23 protein-coding genes are annotated in these 22,089 nt (G+C 63.0%); 15 read left to right on the forward strand and 8 right to left on the reverse strand.

Annotation, left to right across the window (positions count from 1 at the left end; genetic code table 11):
* Positions 1-31: 31 nt before the first annotated feature.
* The 3 genes from mfd (at position 32) to MVC20_RS14800 (ending at position 4,727) form a co-directional block, all read left to right on the forward strand.
* The gene (mfd, locus tag MVC20_RS14790) at positions 32-3,484 is read left to right on the forward strand and encodes a transcription-repair coupling factor (protein WP_297542691.1); all 3,453 of its coding nucleotides are present in this window, start codon (positions 32-34) and stop codon (positions 3,482-3,484) included.
* A 125-nt stretch (positions 3,485-3,609) separates the two neighbouring features.
* On the forward strand, positions 3,610-4,206 hold the full coding sequence (locus MVC20_RS14795; protein ID WP_297542693.1) for a hypothetical protein: 597 nt from the start codon (positions 3,610-3,612) through the stop codon (positions 4,204-4,206).
* A gap of 56 nt (positions 4,207-4,262) precedes the next feature.
* Complete coding sequence (locus MVC20_RS14800) at positions 4,263-4,727, forward strand: hypothetical protein (protein ID WP_297542695.1); 465 nt, start codon at positions 4,263-4,265, stop codon at positions 4,725-4,727.
* A gap of 210 nt (positions 4,728-4,937) precedes the next feature.
* Here the strand turns inward: MVC20_RS14800 and MVC20_RS14805 are convergent, their stop codons facing one another.
* Together MVC20_RS14805 and MVC20_RS14810 are read right to left on the reverse strand one after the other, a co-directional pair.
* Entirely contained in the window at positions 4,938-5,831 is an 894-nt protein-coding gene (locus tag MVC20_RS14805) for a fructose bisphosphate aldolase (protein ID WP_297542697.1), read from the reverse strand.
* Between the two features lie 102 nt (positions 5,832-5,933).
* Positions 5,934-7,118 (reverse strand): phosphoglycerate kinase, encoded by a 1,185-nt coding sequence (locus tag MVC20_RS14810; protein ID WP_297542699.1) that lies wholly within the window; start codon positions 7,116-7,118, stop codon positions 5,934-5,936.
* 127 nt (positions 7,119-7,245) lie between these two features.
* On the opposite strand from MVC20_RS14810, the gene MVC20_RS14815 reads away from it, so the two are divergent.
* From MVC20_RS14815 to MVC20_RS14835, 5 genes are all read left to right on the forward strand, one after another.
* Complete coding sequence (locus MVC20_RS14815; RefSeq protein WP_297542700.1) at positions 7,246-7,752, forward strand: peptidylprolyl isomerase; 507 nt, start codon at positions 7,246-7,248, stop codon at positions 7,750-7,752.
* The gene (locus MVC20_RS14820) at positions 7,745-8,293 is read left to right on the forward strand and encodes a peptidylprolyl isomerase (protein WP_297542702.1); all 549 of its coding nucleotides are present in this window, start codon (positions 7,745-7,747) and stop codon (positions 8,291-8,293) included. The genes MVC20_RS14815 and MVC20_RS14820 overlap by 8 nt, the downstream gene beginning before the upstream one ends.
* Positions 8,294-8,349: 56 nt before the next feature.
* Complete coding sequence (locus tag MVC20_RS14825) at positions 8,350-8,997, forward strand: DUF4336 domain-containing protein (protein WP_297542704.1); 648 nt, start codon at positions 8,350-8,352, stop codon at positions 8,995-8,997.
* An 89-nt stretch (positions 8,998-9,086) separates the two neighbouring features.
* Entirely contained in the window at positions 9,087-10,052 is a 966-nt protein-coding gene (locus tag MVC20_RS14830) for a DUF3179 domain-containing (seleno)protein (protein WP_297542706.1), read from the forward strand.
* A gap of 382 nt (positions 10,053-10,434) precedes the next feature.
* Positions 10,435-11,736 carry a DEAD/DEAH box helicase gene (locus tag MVC20_RS14835; RefSeq protein WP_297542707.1) on the forward strand — a complete coding sequence of 434 codons (1,302 nt, stop codon included), beginning with the start codon at positions 10,435-10,437 and terminating at the stop codon, positions 11,734-11,736.
* Positions 11,737-11,773: 37 nt separating this feature from the next.
* On the opposite strand, the gene MVC20_RS14840 is transcribed toward MVC20_RS14835, so the two are convergent.
* The 3 genes from MVC20_RS14840 to MVC20_RS14850 are packed head-to-tail and all read right to left on the reverse strand — an operon-like array spanning position 11,774 to position 14,614.
* The gene (locus tag MVC20_RS14840; protein ID WP_297542708.1) at positions 11,774-13,195 is read right to left on the reverse strand and encodes a protein adenylyltransferase SelO; all 1,422 of its coding nucleotides are present in this window, start codon (positions 13,193-13,195) and stop codon (positions 11,774-11,776) included.
* Between the two features lie 31 nt (positions 13,196-13,226).
* Positions 13,227-13,676: an N-acetyltransferase gene (locus MVC20_RS14845; protein ID WP_297542710.1), complete on the reverse strand. Its 450-nt coding sequence runs from the start codon at positions 13,674-13,676 to the stop codon at positions 13,227-13,229.
* Complete coding sequence (locus MVC20_RS14850) at positions 13,673-14,614, reverse strand: nucleoside hydrolase (protein WP_297542712.1); 942 nt, start codon at positions 14,612-14,614, stop codon at positions 13,673-13,675. The genes MVC20_RS14845 and MVC20_RS14850 overlap by 4 nt, the downstream gene beginning before the upstream one ends.
* A gap of 319 nt (positions 14,615-14,933) precedes the next feature.
* Between MVC20_RS14850 and ihfB the strand changes: the two genes are divergently transcribed.
* From ihfB to trpB, 5 genes are all read left to right on the forward strand, one after another.
* Positions 14,934-15,215, forward strand: coding sequence for an integration host factor subunit beta (ihfB, locus tag MVC20_RS14855; RefSeq protein ID WP_008282380.1), 282 nt, complete (start codon positions 14,934-14,936; stop codon positions 15,213-15,215).
* Positions 15,216-15,218: 3 nt separating this feature from the next.
* Positions 15,219-15,569 carry a lipopolysaccharide assembly protein LapA domain-containing protein gene (locus tag MVC20_RS14860; RefSeq protein ID WP_037269371.1) on the forward strand — a complete coding sequence of 117 codons (351 nt, stop codon included), beginning with the start codon at positions 15,219-15,221 and terminating at the stop codon, positions 15,567-15,569.
* Positions 15,570-15,578: 9 nt separating this feature from the next.
* On the forward strand, positions 15,579-16,223 hold the full coding sequence (locus MVC20_RS14865) for a phosphoribosylanthranilate isomerase (RefSeq protein ID WP_297542715.1): 645 nt from the start codon (positions 15,579-15,581) through the stop codon (positions 16,221-16,223).
* 34 nt (positions 16,224-16,257) lie between these two features.
* A complete protein-coding gene (locus MVC20_RS14870) occupies positions 16,258-16,875 on the forward strand; it encodes a class I SAM-dependent methyltransferase (RefSeq protein WP_297542717.1) in 618 nt (205 codons plus the stop codon).
* A gap of 81 nt (positions 16,876-16,956) precedes the next feature.
* Positions 16,957-18,180 carry a tryptophan synthase subunit beta gene (gene trpB / locus MVC20_RS14875; protein WP_297542719.1) on the forward strand — a complete coding sequence of 408 codons (1,224 nt, stop codon included), beginning with the start codon at positions 16,957-16,959 and terminating at the stop codon, positions 18,178-18,180.
* A gap of 15 nt (positions 18,181-18,195) precedes the next feature.
* Here trpB and MVC20_RS14880 read toward each other — a convergent pair whose 3' ends face one another.
* From MVC20_RS14880 to mazG, 3 genes are all read right to left on the reverse strand, one after another.
* On the reverse strand, positions 18,196-18,591 hold the full coding sequence (locus tag MVC20_RS14880; RefSeq protein WP_297542721.1) for a carboxymuconolactone decarboxylase family protein: 396 nt from the start codon (positions 18,589-18,591) through the stop codon (positions 18,196-18,198).
* Positions 18,592-18,595: 4 nt separating this feature from the next.
* Positions 18,596-18,976 carry a DUF2237 domain-containing protein gene (locus MVC20_RS14885; protein ID WP_297542723.1) on the reverse strand — a complete coding sequence of 127 codons (381 nt, stop codon included), beginning with the start codon at positions 18,974-18,976 and terminating at the stop codon, positions 18,596-18,598.
* Positions 18,977-19,050: 74 nt separating this feature from the next.
* On the reverse strand, positions 19,051-19,866 hold the full coding sequence (mazG, locus tag MVC20_RS14890; RefSeq protein WP_297542725.1) for a nucleoside triphosphate pyrophosphohydrolase: 816 nt from the start codon (positions 19,864-19,866) through the stop codon (positions 19,051-19,053).
* Positions 19,867-19,928: 62 nt separating this feature from the next.
* Here mazG and MVC20_RS14895 point away from each other — a divergent pair, with 62 nt between their 5' ends.
* Together MVC20_RS14895 and speB are read left to right on the forward strand one after the other, a co-directional pair.
* Positions 19,929-21,092: a M20 aminoacylase family protein gene (locus MVC20_RS14895; protein WP_297542727.1), complete on the forward strand. Its 1,164-nt coding sequence runs from the start codon at positions 19,929-19,931 to the stop codon at positions 21,090-21,092.
* A gap of 12 nt (positions 21,093-21,104) precedes the next feature.
* Complete coding sequence (speB, locus tag MVC20_RS14900) at positions 21,105-22,070, forward strand: agmatinase (RefSeq protein WP_297542729.1); 966 nt, start codon at positions 21,105-21,107, stop codon at positions 22,068-22,070.
* Positions 22,071-22,089 lie beyond the last annotated feature (19 nt).

Below are 22,089 nucleotides of genomic sequence, written 5' to 3' on the forward strand. Positions count from 1 at the left end.
CCGCTGACCGGGCGCAAGACGCAGGAAGACCATGACCAAGGCGCAGCATATCACCGTGGGCGGCGCGCCCGAAGGCTTTGACGCCTCGCTCATTCTGGCCGAAGTGGCCAAGACCGGCGCACCGGTCCTGCATGTGGCGCGGGATGACAAGCGTCTGGCGGCGATGCAGGCGGCGTTGCGGTTCTTTGCGCCCGACATGCCGGTGATGACCTTTCCGGGGTGGGATTGCCTGCCCTATGATCGCGTCTCGCCCAACGCAGAGATCAGCGCCACGCGGATGGCGACGCTGGCGGGGCTGGCGCATGGCGGGCCGTCGCATTTCGTGCTGTTGACCACGCTCAATGCCGCCACACAGCGGGTGCCCGCGCGCGATGTGCTGCGCGATGCGGCCTTTGTCGCCGCTGTGGGCGAGCGGGTCGACGAAAAGGCCTTGCGCGCCTTTCTGGTGCGGATGGGGTTCACGCAGGCGCCCACGGTGACAGAGCCCGGGGACTATGCGCTGCGTGGCGGGATCATCGACATCTACCCGCCGGGCGAGGGGGGGCCGGTGCGGCTTGACCTCTTTGGCGATGTGCTGGACGGGGTGCGCCGGTTTGATCCGGGCACGCAGCGCAGCACGGAAAAACTGGACCGGGTGGAACTGGCGCCCGTGTCCGAGGTCATTCTGGACGAGGAGGCGATCCGCCGCTTTCGTCAGAACTACCGGATCGAGTTTGGTGCGGCGGGCACGGATGATCCGCTCTACGAGGCGGTGAGCGCGGGGCGCAAACATGCCGGGGTCGAGCATTGGTTGCCGTTCTTTCACGAGCGGCTGGAGGGGCTTTTTGATTATCTGCCCGGCGCCACGATCACCCTCGATGAGCAGGTGACGCCGCAACGCCTGGCGCGATGGGACAGTATCGCGGATCAATACGAGACGCGGCATCTGGCGCTGAGCCAGAAATCGCGGGGCGATACGGTCTACAAGCCGGTGGCGCCCGGTCTCTTGTATATCGACGATGCCGCGTGGACGGCGGCGGTGGCGAACCGGCGCGTGTTGCAATTCGCGGCGCTGCCGCAGGCGACCGGGCCGGGGGTGATCGACGCGGGCGGGCGCATCGGGCGCAATTTCGCGCCTGAACGCCAGCAGGAAAACATCAACCTCTTCAGCGCGTTGAAGGATCATATTCAGGCAAAGCTAGAGAAGTCCCCGGTGCTGGTGGCGTCCTATTCCACGGGCGCGCGCGAGCGGCTTGAGGGGCTGCTGGAAGATGAGGGGCTGATCGGCGCGGTCGGGGTCAGCAGCGCCAAGGGCATCGGCAAGCATGGGCTGCATCTGGCGGTCTGGCCGCTGGAACACGGCTTCGAAGCCCCGAACCTGACGGTGATCGCGGAACAGGATGTGCTGGGCGAGCGGCTGATCCGCGCGCCGCGCCGGCGGCGGGCCGAAAATTTCCTGACCGAAGCCCAGAGCCTCAGCATCGGCGATCTGGTGGTGCATGTGGACCACGGCATCGGGCGGTATCTGGGGCTCGAGGTGGTCACGGCCGCCGGGGCCGCGCATGAATGCCTTGTGCTGGAATATGCTGAGAGCGCCAAGCTCTATCTGCCGGTCGAGAATATCGAACTCTTGTCGAAATACGGGCATGAGGAGGGCTTGCTTGACCGTCTGGGCGGCGGCGCCTGGCAGGCCAAGAAGGCGCGGCTCAAGGAACGTATCCGCGAGATGGCGGATCGTCTGATCCGGGTGGCGGCCGAGCGTGCATTGCGCAGCGCGCCGGTGATCGAGCCCGAGCATCACGCCTGGGAGGCGTTTGCCGCGCGGTTCCCCTATCAGGAGACCGACGATCAGTTGCACGCCATCGAGGATGTGCTGAACGATCTGGGATCGGGCGCGCCGATGGATCGGTTGATCTGTGGCGATGTCGGCTTTGGCAAGACCGAGGTGGCGATGCGCGCGGCCTTTGTCGCCGCGATGGCCGGGCTGCAGGTGGCGGTGATTGCGCCGACCACATTGCTGGCGCGGCAGCATTATCAGGAATTCGCGTCGCGGTTCCGCGGCTTTCCGGTCAATGTGCGGCCCCTGTCGCGGTTCGTGTCGACGGCTGAGGCGGCCAAGACCCGCGATGCCATGGCGCGCGGCGAGGCGGATATCGTGGTGGGCACCCATGCCCTCTTGGCCAAGGGCGTCCGGTTCAAGAACCTTGGGTTGCTGATCATCGACGAGGAGCAGCGCTTTGGCGTGGCGCATAAGGAGCGGTTGAAGCAATTGCGCTCGGATGTGCATGTGCTGACGCTGACCGCGACACCGATTCCGCGCACGCTGCAACTGTCGCTGTCAGGGGTGCGCGATCTGTCGATCATCAGCACGCCGCCCGTGGACCGTCTGTCGATCCGCACTTATGTGAGCGAGTTCGACAGTGTGACCGTGCGCGAGGCGCTCTTGCGCGAGCATTATCGCGGCGGGCAGTCGTTCTATGTGGTGCCGCGTATCAGCGACCTGCCGGAAATCGAGGATTTCCTGAAAACGCAGGTGCCCGAGGTCAGTTATGTCATCGCCCACGGGCAGATGGCAGCGGGGGAACTCGACGAGCGGATGAACGCGTTCTACGACGGGAAATACGACGTGCTGCTGGCGACGACGATCGTCGAGTCGGGGCTCGATATTCCCACGGCCAATACGATGATCATCCACCGGGCCGATATGTTTGGCCTCAGCCAGCTTTATCAGATCCGGGGGCGGGTCGGGCGCTCGAAAACGCGCGCCTATGCCTATCTCACCACCAAGCCGCGCGTGCCGCTGACGCCGGGGGCGGAAAAGCGGCTTCGGGTGCTGGGCAGTCTCGACACATTGGGGGCGGGGTTCACGCTGGCAAGTCAGGATCTCGATATTCGCGGCGCGGGCAATCTGCTGGGCGAGGAACAGTCCGGGCAGATGCGCGATGTGGGCTACGAACTCTATCAATCCATGCTGGAAGAGGCGATTGCCAAGATCAAATCGGGCCAGATGGAGGGGCTGTCGGAGGGCGACGAGCAATGGGCGCCACAGATCAATCTGGGCGTGCCGGTGCTGATCCCCGAGGATTATGTGCCCGATCTCGACGTGCGTCTGGGGCTCTATCGTCGCCTGAGCGGGTTGGAGACCAAGGTGGAGTTGGAAGGCTTTGCCGCCGAGTTGATCGACCGGTTCGGCAAGCTGCCGCGCGAAGTGAACATGCTGATGCTGGTGGTGCGGATCAAGGCGATGTGCAAACGCGCGGGCATCGCCAAGCTCGATGGTGGGCCGAAAGGGGCCACGATCCAGTTTCACAACGACAAATTCGCCTCGCCGCAGGGCTTGGTCGAGTTCATCAAGGATGAGCGGGGATTGGCCAAGGTGCGCGACAACAAGATCGTGGTGCGCCGCGACTGGAAGGGCGAGAGCGACCGGATCAAGGGGGCCTTTGGCATCGCCCGCGATCTGGCGGAGAAGGTCGTGGCCGAGGCCAAGCGCGCGAAGGGGTGAGGACGGGGTGGGGGCGCTGCCCCCGTCCCGAACCAAGTGCGCTCCACCCCGAGATGATGTGAGTTCGATGGTGCATATGCATTAACTTTTGAACGACGTCTCACAACACACTTGCTCGAATAAAGATGCCGACCTTATCGCAAGAATGCGTTGACATGGGGAGTGCGCAACTTCAACTTAAAGTTGGGTTCATTGCAAGGCGTTCAATGGAGCCGAGTTCTCAAAAATCATACTGTATTGATCTTTTCACTTTGATTTTTCTCGCAATTACCTGCTTCGCAGAAGATGCGTCCGCGACAGATATTGAATCCATGCTGTCCTCCCGTTCTGAATCCCGAGTTACCAAGGGAACGCTTAATGAGTGTAAATTGGTGATAGAAGCTTCATATCCGCAGAACATTAATGCCGAGGGTCATAAGCCAGACGGCGTTAGGAAAGCTGTAAAAACAGTTTGGATTATTGATCTATCAACCGTCGGAAGTGTGAAAGTCGCTCCGGTGCACGGAGATATGCACGTTGGTTTCTGGCCGCCAAGAAGAACTTGGGTCTCAAAGCTCTTGGGGCGTGCAAACAAAGTCGGCTACGCTGAAACAATATACTACAGCAACGGCGATGCCAGCGTGCAGAGCGGGCACATATCTGCCGGTGTCGTCATTTCAAAGGCTCCCGAGCCCGATTTGGCAAAGATGCTGACTTATTATGTAAATAACCGCTGTAATTAAGAGGAAGCCATGGAAACCCGATTTTCAGAAGCCGATATAGGTTCCGAGGAAACTCCATGACGTACCCCGTGGAAGAGTTTCATTTAAAGTTTCGCAGACAGTTCACGTTCGGACTCGTCATTTTCACGATTTTTCTGTCATATTTTGTAGTCGCGCTCCTAATTAAGCCTGATCCTATTGATCCCGTATCGCCATTGGCTTTTTTGGCAATGCTTGGGGCTGGCATATATTTTACTTTCCCTTTTATTTTCACCAGACGGGTGGTCATCGACGACAGTGGGTTCATCTTCAAACCGGTTAACGTCCGATACCCGACAGGTCCGATTAAACAGATCAAGAAAATTTATAAGAAAAATGAGCAAATTGTTGCTGTTCAACTGATCACACAGGGTGCCCCTAGTATATGGCTGCCGATGATGATTGTTGGTGGGCCAGATCTTGTGAAACTTAATCTCGCGAATATGGATGGTGAGAAATTCGTTCGGAGTTTAGAAAAGCGCGTCTCTTTTGATTGCCAATGAGGACTGCCCCGCACTGTCACCGAGATTTGACCCATCCGGTCGTTATGTTTTTCGTCCTCTTGATGGCGTCACGCTATCTGCAAGGAGAGCGTAAATATTAATCGCACCAAGCGCCTTGGAACAATAAGCTGCGATGGATTTACTCCACCGCAGCTTATTGCTGAGTTGAACTTTCCATTCGCGGCTTTGTTCAGCTGATACTGACCGCGATCAGCCCGCGATGGAGGCCCGGTAGATGTCGTCGATGGATTTCGCGATGGTGGCGTTGAATTCGGCATCCGATTGCTGCGCCGAGAGACCTTCGGTCAGGGCGCGGCTGAAGCTGGCGATGACGCCGCGATTTTGGGCCAGACGCGCGTTGGCCTCTTCCCGGCTATAGCCGCCCGAGAGCGCCACGACGCGCAGCACGCGGGGGTGGTTGACGAGGCTTTCGTAGAGGTTCGGGGATTCGGGCAGGGTGAGTTTGAGCATCACCTCTTGATCGGCCGGCAGCGCGTCAAGCTGGGCGAGGATGGCGGCGCGCAGGATTTCTTCGGCTTCGGCCTTGTCCTTGATCGAAATGGTCACTTCGGGCTCGATGATCGGCACGAGGCCATGACCGAGGATCTGCTGTCCCACGTCGAATTGCTGGGCCACGACGGCCTCGATGCCCGCAGGGTTGGCGGCGTCGATGACAGAGCGCATCTTGGTGCCGAAAATGCCCGCTTTGACCGCGCGGTCCAGGAGCGGATCGAGATTGGGCATGGGTTTCATCAGCTTGACGCCCTCGGTATCCCCGGCGAGCCCCTGGTCGACCTTGAGAAAGGGGACGACGCCGCGTTCTTGCCAGAGGAAGGCGGGCGAGGGTTTGCCGCCGATGTCGCGGTCCATGGTCATCTCGAACAGGATCGCGCCCAGAACCTTGTCGCCGGTAAATTCCGGTGCCTGCGCGATGCGCGCGCGCATGGCGTGCACCAGATCGAACATTTCCGCCTCGGAGCCATAGGCGCTTTCTTCGATTCCGTAGAGGCGCAGCGCCTTGGGGGTGGAGCCGCCCGACTGGTCGAGGGCGGCGATAAAGCCTTGGCCCGCGCGGAGTTTGTTGGCCTGTTCGGTCTTGCTCATATGGAACACCCCTGAAGCATTAAATGATCTCGCGCCCTCTTAGGCGAGGGGCGCGGGGCTTGCAATCGTGGTGGCGCTAACAGGCGGGCGCTGTGATCTTGCTCAGGACTTGAGTGCTGCAACGCCGGGCAGATCCTTGCCTTCCATCCATTCGAGAAAGGCACCGCCTGCCGTCGAGATATAGGTGAACCCCTCGGCGGCACCGGATTTGTTGAGCGCCGCCACGGTATCGCCGCCCCCTGCGACGGAGGTCAGCTTGCCCGCCTGGCTGAGCTCTGCGGCGTGCGTGGCGGCGGCGTTGGTGGCGGCATCGAAGGGGGAGATTTCGAACGCGCCAAGCGGGCCGTTCCAGATCAGCGTCTTGGCGGCATCGAGCGTGGCGATGATATGGGCCACGGCCTGCGGTCCGGCGTCAAGGATCATGGCATCGGGCGGGCAGGCATGTGCGCCCACCACCTCATGCGCGGCACCGGCGGCAAAGTCGCGCGCCACGACCACATCGGCGGGAAGCAGGATCTTGCAGCCCGCCGCCCCTGCCTTGAGCATGATCTCGCGGGCGGTATCGGCCATGTCGTGTTCGCAGAGCGATTTGCCCACATCGAGGCCCATGGCCGCGAGGAAGGTATTGGCCATGCCGCCGCCGATGATGAGGCTGTCCACCTTTGCCACGAGATTGCCCAGGAGGTCGAGCTTGGTCGAGACCTTGGCGCCGCCGACAACGGCCACGACGGGGCGTTTCGGGGTGCCAAGGGCGGCCTCGAGCGCCTGCAATTCGGCCTGCATCAGGCGGCCCGCGCAGGAGGGCAGGTGATGCGTCAGCCCTTCGGTTGAGGCATGGGCGCGATGGGCGGCGGAAAAGGCATCGTTGCAATAGACATCGCCAAGCTGTGCCAGACGCGCGGCAAAGGCGGGATCGTTCGCCTCTTCGCCGGGATGAAAGCGGATGTTTTCGAGCAGCAGCACGTCAGAGGCCAGCGCCTCGTCCGTCAGGTTTTCGGCCCCTTCGAGGGTCTCGATCAGCCGCACCTTGCGGCCCAATGCAGCCTCGAGCGCGGGCACGGTCACGCGCAGGGACATGTCCAGCACGACCTTGCCCTTGGGGCGCCCGAAATGCGCCAGAAGGATGGGCCGCCCGCCCTTGGCCAGAATGTCGAGGACGGTGGGGGCGATCCGGTCGATCCGGGTGGCGTCGGTCACAAGTCCGTTTTCAACGGGGACGTTGATATCGACGCGCACCAGCACGCGCTTGCCGGTCAGATCCATGTCGTCAAGGGTTTTCCAGCTCATGCCTCAGGCCTCCCGCAATCTGGTCGCGCCTCTATTGGCGCGGGTCTTTGCCAGCGTCAACCTCTGTGCTTGGCAATCGCGCGGGAACCGCCTAGGTATCGGGGCATATTTTACCAAGGAGAGCCCCATGGCCGAGATCAAGGACCCCGAGAACACCATTCTGATGGAGCTGAAGGGTGGCACTGTCACCATCGAGTTGTTGCCTGCCATCGCGCCGGGCCATTGCGAACGGATGAAGGAACTGGCCCGCGCCGGGCAGTATGACAACGTGGCCTTTCACCGTGTGATCGACGGGTTCATGGCACAGACCGGCGATGTGCAGCATGCGAACATGGAAAAGGATTATAATCCGCGCATGGCGGGCACCGGTGGCAGCGACCTGCCTGATCTCAAGGCCGAGTTTTCCAAAATCCCGCATGATCGCGGCACGCTGGGGGCGGCGCGCAGCCAGAATCCCAACAGCGCCAACAGCCAGTTCTTCATCAATTTCAAGGACAACCATTTCCTGAACGGTCAGTATACGGTCTATGGCCGCGTGATCGCGGGCATGGAGCATGTCGATGCCATCACGCGCGGCGAGCCGCCTGCGAACCCGGACCGGATGATCAGCGTCAAGGTGGCCGCAGATGTATAAGACCGCAGTTGTACTGAGCCTGCTGGCGGGTCCGGCGCTGGCGACGGGGCTCGAGATCGAGATTGCGGGGGAGGCCAATGGCACCGTCAAGATCGACCTCTATGAGGATGTCGCGCCGGGGCATGTGGAACAGATCACCGCTCTGGCCGCAGAGGGGGCCTATGACGGGGTCGTGTTTCACCGAGTGATCGAAGGCTTCATGGCGCAGACCGGCGATGTGCAGTTTGGCAAGCTGGACGGGGGCGACATGAGCCGCGCGGGCATGGGCGGCAGCGCTCGGCCCGACCTCAAGGCCGAATTCTCTGACGAGAAGTTTCTGCGCGGCGTGGTCGGCATGGCGCGCGCCCAGAACCCGAATTCCGCAAACAGCCAGTTCTTCATCATGTTCGACGCGGGCGAGTTCCTGAACGGGCAATATACCGTGGTCGGTAAAGTCACAGAAGGCATGGAGATCGTGGACGCGATCAAGCGCGGCAATGGGCCGAATGGGGCCGTGATCGGCCAGCCGGACGTGATGACGAAAGTCACTGTGACCGAATAAGCATGACTGTCGCCTCCACATGCGTCCCGGAGCCTCTGGCCCATGGGGTTTGGGAAGTGGCGGGCGACTTTGTGATCTGGCGTGGCGGCGTTGCGATGCCGCTGCGCACGGTCGTGATCGAGCTGTCAGGCGGTGCGCTCTGGGTGCATGCGCCGGGGGTCTTGACCGACGGGCTGCGCGACTGGCTCGAGACACGCGGGCGCGTGGCGCATATCGTGCTGCCCCATGCTCCGGAATTGCCGCATCTCGGCGATTGGCAGGCGGCCTATCCCGGCGCGCGGATATGGCGCGGGGCAGAGGTGAAAACAGCCGCGTGGTGTCGAGAGATCAAGCCGCTGGTGCTGGAAGGGGCCGAGACCGAGGTTGTCTTTCTGCATCAGGCCAGCCGTTCTGCCATCCTCTCACGGCTCATCATCGCGGTGGAGACCGCGCCGTTGCCTGTCTGGGTGCGCCCGCTGATCTGGCTGGCGGGGATCGACGACAGCGATGGCAAGCCCCCCTTGGGTTTGGCGGGGCGTCTGGGCGGGCGCAAGGCGGTGGGGGATCTGGTCGAGCAGGTGCTGGACTGGGGCCCAGAGCGGCTGATCCTGACCCATGGGCGGTGCTACACGCGCGACGCCAGCGGTGAGGTCAAGCGCGCCTTTCGACGGTTGATGCGGGACCGGCTGTGGGACCGGGCGCTGAGCGAGGCGCGGCGCGGCTGACGCAGGGTCACAATCGCGTGGGGGGGGCTGGTTTGGCGCCCCTGCGGCGTGCATCTTGGGGCATGATGCATGTCAAGACAGGAGCCGCCATGCCCCGTTTCCTTGCCCTGCTGGCATCCCTGATGCTGATGGCCTCGCTGGCTCATGCCGACCCTCGGTCCTGGCGGGCGGAGTGGCCGCAAACGAATTTCGACAAGACCACGGTGCGCGACTGGTCCGAGATCATGTCGGGCGGGCCGCCCAAGGATGGAATCCCGGCCATAACCGGGCCAAAATACCGCAAAGCCGCGTCAGAGCGGCGGATTGCCGGGACAGAACCGGTGATCACGCTGGAAATCCCCGGCACACAGCCGCGCGCCTATCCCATTCGCTACCTCACCTGGCATGAGATCGTGAATGACACGGTGGGGGGCGTGCCGGTGGCTGTCACCTTCTGTCCCTTGTGCAATTCAGGCATGACATTTGACCGGCGCACGGCGCGGGGGGTGCTCACATTCGGCGTGTCGGGCAAGCTGCGTCATTCGGATATGGTCATGTATGACCGCGAGACCCAAAGCTGGTGGCAACAGGCGATCGGCGAGGCCATCGTGGGCGAACTGACAGGTACCACGCTCAAGCAGATGCCAAGCTGGATGGAAAGCTGGGATCAGTTCCGCGCGCGCAATCCGGATGGGTTGGTGATGGACGAGCCGGCCTATAATCGGTCCTACGGGCGCAATCCCTATCGGGGCTATGACACTTCGGCGCGGCCGTTTCTCTACAATGGCGAGGACCCGCCGCATGGAATTCCGCCGCTTGAGCGGGTGGTGCGGGTGGGCAACCGGGCCTGGCCCTTGACGCGGGTTCGGGCAGAGGGGGGCGTGACCGAGGCAGGGGTTCGGATCAGTTGGGAGGCGGGCCAAGCCTCGGCGCTGGATCACGGGACCATCGCCAAAGGCCGCGACGTGGGCACGGTGCGGGTGCGCGACGGGCAGGGGCGCGATGTGCCGCATGATGTGATGTTCGCCTTTGCGTTTCATGCGTTCTGGCCCGAGGGCGTGTGGATGCTGAGGTGAGGGGGATGGCGTGATCCGCGCGGCACCTTGGGTGCTATTCGCGCGGGGGTGCATTGCGGGGCTAGAGGTCCTCGGGTCGAGCCCGAGGATGACAGAAGCAACACGTGACGCAACGGGACGCTGCGCTTGACTTCTGCGCGCGGCGCCTCCATATGGCGCGTAACCGACATTTCCTGCCGCGTGAGCAGCACAGCCCGAACCGGGCCCATTTATGAAATGTCGCGGATGATCCCAAAATCACGCGTGGGGCCAAACACCTGTCAGAGTGCAGGGGGCATTCGGTCCCTTGGCTGCTGGTTGGTGAAACCACGACGACCGGGCGGTGGCTATCACCGCCTGCGATGGGCTGCGGGATGTCCTCGCGCCCCTGAAAGGATACGACTTGAACCTATTTGACGAAATGGGCCTGCCTGCTGCATTGGTACGCAAGCTGGCCACCGCAGGCATCACCGAACCGACCCCGATCCAGACCCATGCCATTCCGCACGCGATGAACGGGTTTGACGTTCTGGGCCTTGCACAGACCGGCACCGGCAAGACCATGGCTTTTGGCCTGCCGCTGATTGCCGCGTTGATGGAGGCGCCGGGCAAACCTGCGCCCAAGACCATCCGCAGCCTCATCCTCGCGCCCACGCGCGAACTGGCCAGCCAGATCCGCGACGCGCTCTTGCCGCTGGTCAAGGACAGCCCGATCAAGATCAGTCTTGTGGTGGGCGGTGCCTCGATCAACCCGCAGATCAAGCGGCTGGAGCAGGGCACCGATATTCTGGTGGCGACACCGGGGCGCTTGCTTGACCTCATCGACCGGCGCGCGGTGCGTCTGGATGCGGCGCGCTTTCTCGTGCTGGACGAGGCGGACCAGATGCTTGATCTGGGCTTTATCCATGCGCTGCGCCGGATTGCGGGGCTCTTGGCCGCCGAGCGCCAGACGATGCTGTTTTCGGCCACCATGCCCAAGCAGATGGAGGAGATTGCCGCCAGTTACCTGACCCATCCCAAACGGGTGCAGGTCAGCCCGCCGGGCAAGGCTGCGGACAAAGTCACGCAGGAGGTGCATTTTGTCGCCAAGGCGGCCAAGCCCGATCTGTTGATCGAAATGCTCGACCGGCACCGCGACGAGTTGGCGCTGGTCTTTGGCCGCACCAAGCACGGGTCGGACAAGCTGGCGCGGCGGCTGGAGCAGGCGGGCTATAGTGTCGCGGCCATCCATGGCAACAAGAGCCAGGGGCAGCGCGAGCGCGCGCTCAAGGCGTTCCGTGACGGGCAGGTCAAGATCCTCGTGGCGACCGATGTCGCGGCGCGGGGGCTGGATATTCCCGATGTCAAACACGTCTACAATTACGAATTGCCGAATGTGCCTGACAATTACGTTCACCGGATCGGCCGGACCGCGCGCGCGGGCCGGGACGGGGCGGCGATTGCCTTTTGCGCCCCCGACGAGATGGGCGAGCTGAAGGACATTCAAAAGGTGTTGGGCACGACGATTCCGGTGGCCTCGGGCCGTCCGTGGGAAGTGCTGCCCGATCCGAAGGCACCCAAGCCTGCCGGTGGTCGCGGCGGCCCGCGCCGTCGCGGTGGCAACGGCGGCGGTGGCTTCAAGGCGGGGGGCCAGCCGGGCAAGCCTGCTGCGGGCGGCGGACGTCGGCGCAAACCCGGCGGTGGCGCGCGGTCGAACGCGGCCTGATCAACTCGAAGGCGCCGGGGGTCATTCCCCGGCGTTTTCATGTGCCGCAGAAGGTGTTGTGCACCACCTCGCTCGGGGTCGGCGGGCGTTTGAGATCAGCTGCGTCGGGTTGATCCTCGTAGGGCCGCGCCAAGACGTCGAGCAATCGCTCGAAAGGGGCGTAATCACCCGCGACGGCCGCCTCGATCATCTGTTCGATCCGGTGATTGCGGGGGATGAAGGCCGGGTTGGCGGTGCGCATCACGGTCTCGGGATCGGATTCCTGCGCGATGCGGGCGCGCCAGAGCGGCTCCCATTCATCAAAGGCTGTGCGGTCGAGGAACTGATCCCGCGCCGTGCCATCGAGCAGGCCTCGGAAGGTATTGGTGAAATCCGCCCGCCCTTCGGCCATGCGCGCGAGCAGGTCGGCAACGAGCGGGGCATCCTGCGCCGTGGCCTCGGCAATGCCGATCTTGCGGCCAAAGGCGCGGCGCCATTCGGTCTCGATCTGATCGGGCATGGCATGAACGAGCGCGGTGAAATCTTCGATCGCCTCGTTCTGATCAGGCATAAGCGGCACCAGTGCGGTGGCCAGTTGCGCCATGTTCCAGACGATCACATGCGCCTGATTGTCATAGGCATAGCGCCCGCGTGTATCAATCGAGCTGAACACGGTCTGCGGATGGTAGACATCCATGAAGGCGCAGGGGCCATAGTCGATGGTTTCGCCGGAAATCGTTGTGTTGTCGGTGTTCATCACCCCATGGATAAAGCCGATGGAAAGCCCGCGCGCCACCAGCCGCGCCTGAGCGCGGATCACCTCGGCCAAGAGATGTGCGGGGCTTTCGACATGGGGGTAGTGGCGCTCAACCGTGTAATCATAAAGCGTGCGCAGCCCGTCGAGATCACGGCGCGCGGCGAAGAACTGGAAGGTTCCGACGCGCAGATGGCTGGCGGCCACGCGAGTCAGCACCGCGCCGGGCAGGCCGCCCGCCTCGCGATAAACCGGCTCGCCGGTCAGGGTGGCGGCGAGGGCGCGGGTGGTGGGCAGGCCAAGGGCGTGCATGGCCTCGGACACCACATATTCGCGCAGGACCGGGCCAAGCCACGCGCGCCCATCGCCCATCCGGCTATAGGGGGTCGGGCCAGAGCCCTTGAGCTGGATGTCGCGGCGCTGGCCGTTGCGGTCAATCACCTCGCCCAACAGGAGCGCGCGCCCGTCGCCCAGTTGCGGCGAGAAGCCCCCGAACTGATGACCGGCGTAGACCTGGGCCAAGGGGCTGGCACCCTCGGGCACCTGATTGCCGGAAAAGATATTGGCAAGCTCGGTTTCGCTGGTCTCGGAGATGCCCAGTTCGGCGGCCAGATCCCGGTTGAAGCGGATCAGATGCGGGGCGCGCACGGGCAGGGCCGCTTGCTGCGTGTAAAACCGCGCGGGCAAATTGGCATAGCTGTTTTCGAACGGGATCAGTCGGGTCATATGGTTTACCTAAGGTCAAGCGCGGAAAAGTCTAGAGCGCGCAGGTCATGAGGCTGTAGGCATCGCGCGGCTCGAAGCGCAGTTTGCGATACAGGGCGCGCACCTTGTCATTGTCGCGTCGGACTTCGAGATGCAGGGCCTTCAGCCCGGCACCGGCAAGAGCCTTGGGCAGGCTGACCATCACCTCGGAGCCGATGCCGCGCCCGCGCACGCCGGGGCGGATGTAGAATTCATCGACATAGCCATCGAGGCCGCCGAACTCGACCGACCAGCCAAAGCTGATGACGATATAGCCGATGGGCGCGCGGCCCGGTCCGATCAGATAGGTCACGCCATGCGGGCTGCCTTCGAGCATGGGCAGAAGGGCGGCACGGCGGGCGGTGTCGGACTGGACAATGCCGGCTTCGTCGTGAAAGGCGGCGACCAGCGGCAAAAGCCGGTCCAGATCATCGGGCCGGGCGAGGCTGAGGGCGGTGGTCATAGGCGCGAGAGCCTTTCAGTGAGCAGGTCAAAGAAATCCTGCGCGCGAATATCGTGGACGAATGTGGCATTGGCGGGGCGTTTGGTGACACCCCACCAATCCACCACTGTCATGCCCATGGTCAATTCGGATCCGGTCTCGATTTCCACATTGACGCGGCGGGCGGTGAAGAGATCGGGGCGCAAGAGCCAGCCGATCGTGCAGGGATCGTGCAACGGCGCGCCGTCGCGACCGTGGCGCTCGGGGTGGTAGCGTTCATAGAACCCGGTGAGCGCGCCGACCGCCGCCCCTACCGGCGTTCCAAGGGCGTGAAAGGCGGCATTGCGGGAGGGGGTGACGAGGGCCTTGTGCGTCACGTCGAGCGGCAGCATCGTAATCGGTGCACCGGAGGCCATGACGCAGGCGGCAGCCTCGGGGTCGACATGGATGTTGAACTCTGCCGCCGGGGTTACATTGCCATGGGCCGCATGCGCGCCCCCCATGAGCACGATTTCCTGAACGCGCGGGATGATGTCAGGCGCGCGCTGAAAGGCCGTTGCGATATTGGTGAGCGGGCCGATGGGCACCAGTGTGACCGTGCCGGAGGGGCGCGTGCGCAGGGTGTCGATGAGAAACTCGACGGAGTGCCGATCCTGCAGCGGCATGGTCGGTTCGGGCAGGTCCGGGCCATCGAGGCCGGAGCGGCCATGCACATGCTCTGCCGTGATCAGCGCGCGGCCAAGGGGGCGGTCGCATCCGGCAAAGACCGGCAGATCCGAGCGGCCTGCCAATTCGCAGATCTTGCGCGCATTGCGCGTGGTCATGGCCAGTGGGACGTTGCCTGCGACACAAGTCAGGCCCAGCACCTCGAGCGCCTCGGGGCAGGCCAAGGCAAAGAGGATCGCCACCGCGTCATCCTGACCGGGATCGGTGTCGATGATGATCTGTCGTGCCGTCATGCCTGTCCTCGCGGTGCCCGGCGCAGCATGGGGGGGACGTGGCGAAATGTCCACCAGTGGCGTTGTAAGAAGGCGTGTGGCCGCCGATCCGAATCAACGCCGGTGCGATCCTGATGCCGCGACGCAGCATCAAGGCCGTGCCCGCGATGTGCCGCCGCTGGACAAGGGCAGGGCGGGAAAATTGCCTGCGGTCAGCAAAAAATCGCATAGATTTCCGCCTCTTGCCCCGGCTTTCTGTTTGGGTTTCGCAGCATTCTGGCTATAGTCCCCCTCAACTGCCGCAAAGTTACAAACAATAAGGCCGGGGGAGAGACCACCGATGATCCGATCGGAACTGATTCAAAAAATCGCCGACGAGAATCCGCATCTTTATCAGCGCGACGTCGAGCGTATCGTCAATACGATCTTCAATGAGATCACCGATGCGCTGGCCGAGGGCAATCGCGTCGAATTGCGCGGCTTTGGTGCGTTCTCCGTGAAAAAGCGGGATGCGCGCACAGGTCGCAATCCCCGCACGGGCGAAAGTGTGCATGTTGAGGAGAAAAACGTGCCCTTCTTCAAGACCGGCAAGCTCTTGCGTGACCGGCTCAACGGAAAGTAATCCATGCGCTATATCCGCTATGCCTCGATTGCCATTTTCGCCCTTGCGCTGGTGCTGATTGCGCTGGCCAATCGCGGGGTCGTGACCTTGCGGGTGCTGCCTGATGAATTGGCGGGGTTTGCCGCGCTCAACCCGACCTATGACCTGCCGCTGTTCATCGTGATCTTTGGCGGCATTCTGATGGGGCTGATTGTCGGATTCATCTGGGAATGGATTCGTGAGGCGGGCGAGCGGGCAGCCGCGGCGCGGCAGGCGCGGGAACTGGCCAGTCTGCGGGCCGAGATCAAGCGTCTGAAAGGCGAACGGCACCAGGGCAAGGATGAGGTTCTGGCGCTTCTTGATCAGGCGAGCTAACCTGCGCGCATGACAAGAAATATTCGTGTCAAGATTTGCGGCCTCACCGCCGCCGCTGACGTGTCGGCGGCGATTGAGGCGGGTGCGGCCTATGTCGGCTTCGTGTTCTTTGGAAAATCGCCGCGTAACGTGAGCCTCGCGCAGGCGCGCACCCTTGCCCTGGGCGTGCCGCCGGGCGTGGCCAAGGTGGCGCTGACGGTCGATGCTGATGACGCCATGCTCGATGCGCTCACGGATCAGGTGCCGCTCGATTTCCTGCAATTGCATGGGCATGAGAGCCCGGCGCGGTTGGCCGAGGTCAAGACGCGCTATGGATTGCCGGTGATCAAGGCCATCGGAATTGCCGAGGCGGCGGATCTGGCGCAGATCGACGTCTACGGTGGGGCCGCCGATCAGCTTTTGATCGACGCCAAGCCGCCACCGGGGGCGACACGGCCGGGGGGCAATGCGCTGGCCTTTGACTGGGGTTTGATCGCGGGGCGCGATTGGCCCTTGCCGTGGCTTCTGGCGGGGGGGCTGAACCCTGACAACGTGGCCGAGGCCGTGGCGCGGACGGGCGCGCGGCAACTCGACGTGTCCTCCGGGGTTGAGGCCGCGCCGGGGGTGAAGGATGCGGACCTGATCCGCGCCTTTATTGACAACGCGCAGAGCTAGGGCATGCTGGCCCCATTGGAGGGAGGCGCGCATCATGGATGATCTGAGCGATGTATACGGGGCCAAGACGCCCGAGCAATCCCGCGCGATCTATAATGATTGGGCGCTCAGCTATGACGCCGACAATCTGGCGAAAGGGTTTCGGTTGCCCGCCCTTGGGGCTGCGATGTTCGCGCGGTTCATGGGCACGACCGATGGGCCGGTGCTTGATGCCGCTTGCGGCACGGGGCTGGTGGCCGAGAGCCTGAGCATTCTGGGCTACGGGCCGATAACCGGCTGCGATCTTTCGCCGGGCATGTTGGCGGCGGCGCAGGCGACGGGGCATTACGCCAATCTGGTCGAGGCCGAGATGGGCAGCGGTCTGCCCTTTGCCGATGACAGTTTTGCCGGGTTTGTCTGTGTCGGGGCCTTTGGCCCCGGTCATGCCCCGCCCGAAAGCCTGATTCATCTGGCCCGCGTGACACGCCCCGGCGGCTTCGGTGTCTTTAACCTGCTTGAGGCGACGTGGAAGGCGCAGGGGTTTCAATCGGTGCTGGAATCGCTGGTGGACAGTGGCCAGATCCATATCGCGCAGCGGTCCGAGCCGTTCTTGCCCTTTCTTCTGGCCGAGCCGGACCTCTGGTCGCGGCTCTATGTGATCCGCTGCCTCTGATCGCCCCGCTTTTCGCTGGAAAATCCTCTGCGCGTCCCATATTCAACCTCAGACTTTCCCGAATGACAAAGGCCCGAGACAATGAACGATCTCTTCAACAGCTTTATGACTGGCCCCGACGAGAAGGGCCGGTTCGGCGATTTCGGCGGGCGGTTCGTGTCGGAAACCCTGATGCCGCTCATTCTGGAACTCGAAGAGCAGTATGAGCATGCCAAGACCGATCCGTCGTTCTGGGACGAGATGCACGATCTGTGGACGCATTACGTGGGCCGCCCCTCGCCGCTCTATTATGCCGACCGGCTGACGCAGCATCTGGGCGGGGCCAAGATCTATCTCAAGCGCGATGAGTTGAACCACACCGGCGCGCACAAGATCAACAACGTGCTGGGCCAGATCATCCTTGCCCGCCGCATGGGCAAGAAGCGGATCATCGCGGAAACGGGTGCCGGTCAGCATGGGGTCGCGACGGCTACCGTTTGCGCCAAGTTCGGGCTGCAATGCGTGGTCTACATGGGCGCACATGATGTCGAACGTCAGGCACCCAATGTGTTCCGGATGCGGTTGCTCGGCGCCGAGGTGGTGCCGGTGACAAGCGGACGTGGCACGCTCAAGGATGCGATGAACGACGCGCTGCGCGATTGGGTCACGAATGTGCGCGACACCTTCTATTGCATCGGCACGGTGGCGGGGCCGCATCCCTACCCGGCGATGGTGCGCGATTTCCAGTCGATCATCGGCAAGGAAACCAAAGAGCAGATGCAGGCCGCAGAAGGGCGTCTGCCCGATACGCTGGTGGCGGCGATTGGCGGCGGGTCGAACGCGATGGGGCTGTTCTATCCGTTCCTTGACGATCCGACCGTCAATATCATCGGGGTCGAGGCCGGGGGGCATGGCGTCGATGACCGCATGGAGCATTGCGCGAGCCTGACTGGCGGGCGGCCCGGCGTGCTGCATGGCAATCGCACATATCTCTTGCAGGATGCCGATGGGCAGATCCTTGAGGGACATTCGATTTCGGCAGGTCTGGATTATCCGGGCATTGGGCCGGAGCATAGCTGGCTGCATGAGACGGGGCGTGCCAAATATGTGTCGATCACCGACACCGAGGCGCTGGAAGCGTTCCAGCTCTGCTGTGCGCAAGAGGGGATCATCCCGGCACTGGAACCGAGCCATGCCCTTGCCCATGTGATGAAAATCGCGCCGACCCTGCCCAAGGATCACCTCCTGGTGATGAATATGTGCGGGCGTGGCGACAAGGATATTTTCACGGTCGCCAAGCATCTGGGCTTTGACATGAAGATCTGAGGCGTCGCGCGGGGTTCAGACCTTGAAGGTGTCGTCAACCGGCACCTGAAGGGCGGTGGCGAGCGCATTGGTCTGGGCGGCCATGCCGATCACCGAGAGCAATTCGCCATGCTGCTCAGCTGTCATGCCCTTGGCGCGCGCGGCGGCGGTGTGGGAATGCGCGCAATATTCGCACCCATTGGCGACCGACACGGCGATATAGATCAGTTCCTTGGTCAGCGGATCGAGGGTGCCAGGGCCCATCACCGCCTTGAGCCGGTCCCAGGTTGCGCGTAAGAGCGCCGGGTCATGGGCCAGCGCGCGCCAGAAATTGTTGATGAAATCGCTGCCACGGGTGGCGCGGATGTCGTCGAATACGGCGCGCGCCTCGGGGCTGGCCTCGGAATCGGACAGAAGGGGGACAGTGGCCATTCTCTCAGCTCTCCGGGGCGGCGTGCTCTTGCAGCACTTCGAGCGGCACGATTTCGAGGGCGCGCACATGGGTGGCGTCGAGCCGCACCATGGGGGCGCAGCCCTCGTCATGGGCCTGAAGAAAGCGCGCGGCGCAGAGGCACCACTGATCGCCCGGTTTCAGGCCGGGAAACTGGAATTCCGGGTGCGGCGTGCTGAGGTCGTTGCCGACATATTTGGAAAAGGCCAGAAATTCGGCGGTCATCACCGCGCAGACCGTATGGCTGCCGTGATCCGCGTCGCAGGTGTTGCAATGGCCGTCGCGGAAAAAGCCGGTGAGCGGCTTGGTCGAGCAGGCTTCCAGAGCCTCACCCAGAACATTGCGGGCCTCATCCATGATCGTCATCGGGTCGGTCCTTTTGCTATTCGTCAGCAGAGTGGCGGGTTTTGGGCGTGATTACAAGCGGTTGTAGGATGGAACTAGCTGCGTTCCTCGGCCTTGGCCTGTTCCCAGAGCGCGTCCATTTCAGCCAGATCCGAGTCTGACGGGCGCAGACCGCGTTCGGCCAAAAGGGACTCGATCCGCTCGAAACGCCGGGTGAACTTGGCATTGGCGCGGCGCAGGGCGGTTTCGGGGCAGAGCTTCATGTGCCGGGCGAGATTGGCCATGACAAAGAGAAGGTCGCCGAACTCTTCTTCGACAGCGTCCTGAGTCAGTTCGGTCGCGGCTTCATGCAGTTCCTCAACTTCTTCGCGTATCTTGTTGAGAACATGAGAAGAGTCTGGCCAGTCAAAGCCAACGCGCGCGGCGCGTTTCTGGAGCTTGACCGCGCGCAGGAGCGCCGGCAGGCCAAGCGCCACGCCGTCGAGTGTGCCGGTCTTTGCCTCGGCGGCGCGTTCGGCGGCCTTGACCGTCTCCCAGTCGCGGGTTTGCTGTTCGGCGGTCTTGTCGCGGCTCTCGGAGCCGAACACATGCGGATGGCGCGCGACCATTTTATCCGAGATGGCGTTGGCCACGTCCTGAACGTCAAACAGGCCCCGGTCCTGCGCGATCTGGGAATGAAACACCACCTGCAACAGAAGATCGCCCAATTCGCCGCGCAACTCTTGCCAGTTTTCCTGTTCGATCGCGTCGGCCACCTCATAGGCCTCTTCGATCGTGTAGGGGGCGATGGTGGCGAAATCCTGCTCGATATCCCAGGGGCAGCCCGTGTCGGGATCACGCAGGCGGGCCATGATGGCGATGAGGCGGGGCAATCCGCCAAGGGGATCGTGAATGAGCGTGTCGTCAGGCATTGCGGCGGCCTCGTCTTTGGGGTTGAGTGGACCCTGACGCGAGAAGGAAGGGATGTCCAGAGATGGCCGTGATCAATCGAATTGCCGGGTTTTCCGAGGAAATGACGGCCTGGCGCAGGCATCTGCACGCGCATCCCGAACTTGGGTTCGATTGTCACCAGACAGCCGCCTTTGTGGTCGAGCGCCTGCGCGAATTCGGCATCACCCAGATCGAAACCGGAGTGGCGACGACTGGTGTCATCGCGGTGATCGAGGGGCGGGGGGATGGGCCCACGATTGGTCTGCGCGCCGATATGGATGCGCTGCCGATGACCGAGATCACCGGGCTGGAGTATGCCAGCCAAACCCCGGGCAAGATGCATGCCTGTGGCCATGACGGGCATACCACCATGTTGCTGGGGGCGGCCAAATACCTGTCGGAGACGCGGAATTTCGCCGGGCGCGTGGTGCTGCTCTTTCAACCCGCCGAAGAGGGGCCGGGCGGCGGGCGTATCATGGTCGAGGAGGGCGCGCTGAGTCGCTACGGCGTGGATCAGGTCTATGCGCTCCATACGCTGCCGGGGGTGCCTGCGGGCCGGTTCGAGACCACACCGGGGCCCATCATGGCGGCGGTGGACACGCTCCATATCGACGTGATCGGGCGGGGGGGGCATGGGGCCATGCCGCATGAGTGCCTTGATCCGGTGGTGGCGGCGGTGGCCATCGTGCAGGCGATTCAGACCATTGTCAGCCGCAACCGCAATCCGCTGGATGATCTGGTAATCTCGGTGACGCAGATTCACACCGGAACAGTGGATAACGTGATCCCTGAGACCGCCTATATCAACGCGACGATCCGCACCTTCACGCCCGAGGTGCAGGAAATGGTGCATCGGCGACTGCGCGAGGTGGCGCATGGCACGGCGGCCGCGCATGGGGTGCGCGCCGAGGTGCGTATCGACCTTGGATACCCTGCGACCTACAATGACGCCGACAAGACCGCCTTTGCCACAGAGGTCGCGCGTGAGGTGGTGGGCGAGGGGGCCGTCATCGCGGATCGCCCGCGCGAGATGGGGGCCGAGGATTTTTCCTACATGCTGCAAGAACGCCCCGGGTCGTATCTGTTTCTTGGACAGGGCGAGGGGCCGGGGCTGCACCATCCGGGGTTCAATTTCAACGATGCGGTGGCACCGATCGGCGCCTCGTTCTTTGCGCGGCTGGTCGAGCGCGCGCAACCGATCGCCTGAGAGAGGGATATCATGGCACTGGAAGATGCAAAAAAGCAGGTGGATCAGGCGTTTACGCGCGATGACCTGCGTGGGCTAACTTATGAGAATACCTTTGGCGGGGCGCTGTCCTTTGCGCGGCGGCGTTACAGCAAAGACCTAAGCGGTGTGGATGTGGCGATCACAGGCGTGCCGTTCGACCAATCCGTGACCAACCGGACCGGCACCCGCATGGGGCCGCGCGCGGTGCGCGAGGCGAGCGCGCTGCAGGTCTATGATCCGCCCTATGGCTGGGATGGCTATGATCCGCTGTCCCATCTGAGCATCGTGGACTATGGCGATCTGGCGTTTGATTATGCGCATGTGGCGGCCTTCCCCGGGACATTGTGTACACATGCGCGGGGGATTCTGGACGCAGGTGCCGCCTGTTTCGCGATTGGCGGCGATCACTATATCACCCTGCCGCTGTTGCAGGCCCATGCCGAGAAATACGGGCCGCTGGCGGTGATCCATTTCGATGCCCATTCCGATACATGGGCTGATGACGACCTCACGCGGATCGACCATGGCACGATGATGTACAAGGCGGTGAAACAGGGGTTTGTCGATGTCATGCGGTCGGTGCAGGTGGGGATACGCACCACCAATCCCGATACGATGGGCTTTACCACGCTTGACGCGCGTCAGGTGCATCTGGAGGGGCCGGTGGAAATCGCGCGCAAGATCAAGGAGATCGTGGGCGATGCGCAGGTTTACATGACCTTTGACATCGATGCGCTCGACCCCGCCTTTGCGCCCGGCACCGGCACGCCGGTCTGGGGCGGGCTGACATCGGCGCAGGCCGCGATCATTCTGCGCGATCTGGCGGGGATCAATCTGGTTGGTGGGGATATGGTCGAGGTATCGCCGCCCTATGATACCACGGGGGCCACCGCGATTGCGGGGGCGCATGTTCTGATGGAAATGCTCTGTCTCTGGGGCTGGACCCGGCGGGGTTAAAGAGACAGGCGGCCGGGTG

The sequence above is a fragment of the Roseovarius sp. genome, assembly GCF_027019125.1.
GTDB lineage: Bacteria > Pseudomonadota > Alphaproteobacteria > Rhodobacterales > Rhodobacteraceae > Roseovarius.

Coding starts and splice junctions, on each gene's coding strand:
- mfd (WP_297542691.1), top strand. CDS start 32: ATGACCAAGGCGCAGCATATCACCGTGGGCGGCGCGCCCGAAGGCTTT.
- MVC20_RS14795 (WP_297542693.1), top strand. CDS start 3,610: ATGCCGACCTTATCGCAAGAATGCGTTGACATGGGGAGTGCGCAACTT.
- MVC20_RS14800 (WP_297542695.1), top strand. CDS start 4,263: ATGACGTACCCCGTGGAAGAGTTTCATTTAAAGTTTCGCAGACAGTTC.
- MVC20_RS14805 (WP_297542697.1), bottom strand. CDS start 5,831: ATGAGCAAGACCGAACAGGCCAACAAACTCCGCGCGGGCCAAGGCTTT.
- MVC20_RS14810 (WP_297542699.1), bottom strand. CDS start 7,118: ATGAGCTGGAAAACCCTTGACGACATGGATCTGACCGGCAAGCGCGTG.
- MVC20_RS14815 (WP_297542700.1), top strand. CDS start 7,246: ATGGCCGAGATCAAGGACCCCGAGAACACCATTCTGATGGAGCTGAAG.
- MVC20_RS14820 (WP_297542702.1), top strand. CDS start 7,745: ATGTATAAGACCGCAGTTGTACTGAGCCTGCTGGCGGGTCCGGCGCTG.
- MVC20_RS14830 (WP_297542706.1), top strand. CDS start 9,087: ATGCCCCGTTTCCTTGCCCTGCTGGCATCCCTGATGCTGATGGCCTCG.
- MVC20_RS14840 (WP_297542708.1), bottom strand. CDS start 13,195: ATGACCCGACTGATCCCGTTCGAAAACAGCTATGCCAATTTGCCCGCG.
- MVC20_RS14845 (WP_297542710.1), bottom strand. CDS start 13,676: ATGACCACCGCCCTCAGCCTCGCCCGGCCCGATGATCTGGACCGGCTT.
- MVC20_RS14850 (WP_297542712.1), bottom strand. CDS start 14,614: ATGACGGCACGACAGATCATCATCGACACCGATCCCGGTCAGGATGAC.
- ihfB (WP_008282380.1), top strand. CDS start 14,934: ATGATCCGATCGGAACTGATTCAAAAAATCGCCGACGAGAATCCGCAT.
- MVC20_RS14860 (WP_037269371.1), top strand. CDS start 15,219: ATGCGCTATATCCGCTATGCCTCGATTGCCATTTTCGCCCTTGCGCTG.
- MVC20_RS14865 (WP_297542715.1), top strand. CDS start 15,579: ATGACAAGAAATATTCGTGTCAAGATTTGCGGCCTCACCGCCGCCGCT.
- MVC20_RS14870 (WP_297542717.1), top strand. CDS start 16,258: ATGGATGATCTGAGCGATGTATACGGGGCCAAGACGCCCGAGCAATCC.
- trpB (WP_297542719.1), top strand. CDS start 16,957: ATGAACGATCTCTTCAACAGCTTTATGACTGGCCCCGACGAGAAGGGC.
- MVC20_RS14880 (WP_297542721.1), bottom strand. CDS start 18,591: ATGGCCACTGTCCCCCTTCTGTCCGATTCCGAGGCCAGCCCCGAGGCG.
- MVC20_RS14885 (WP_297542723.1), bottom strand. CDS start 18,976: ATGACGATCATGGATGAGGCCCGCAATGTTCTGGGTGAGGCTCTGGAA.
- mazG (WP_297542725.1), bottom strand. CDS start 19,866: ATGCCTGACGACACGCTCATTCACGATCCCCTTGGCGGATTGCCCCGC.
- MVC20_RS14895 (WP_297542727.1), top strand. CDS start 19,929: ATGGCCGTGATCAATCGAATTGCCGGGTTTTCCGAGGAAATGACGGCC.
- speB (WP_297542729.1), top strand. CDS start 21,105: ATGGCACTGGAAGATGCAAAAAAGCAGGTGGATCAGGCGTTTACGCGC.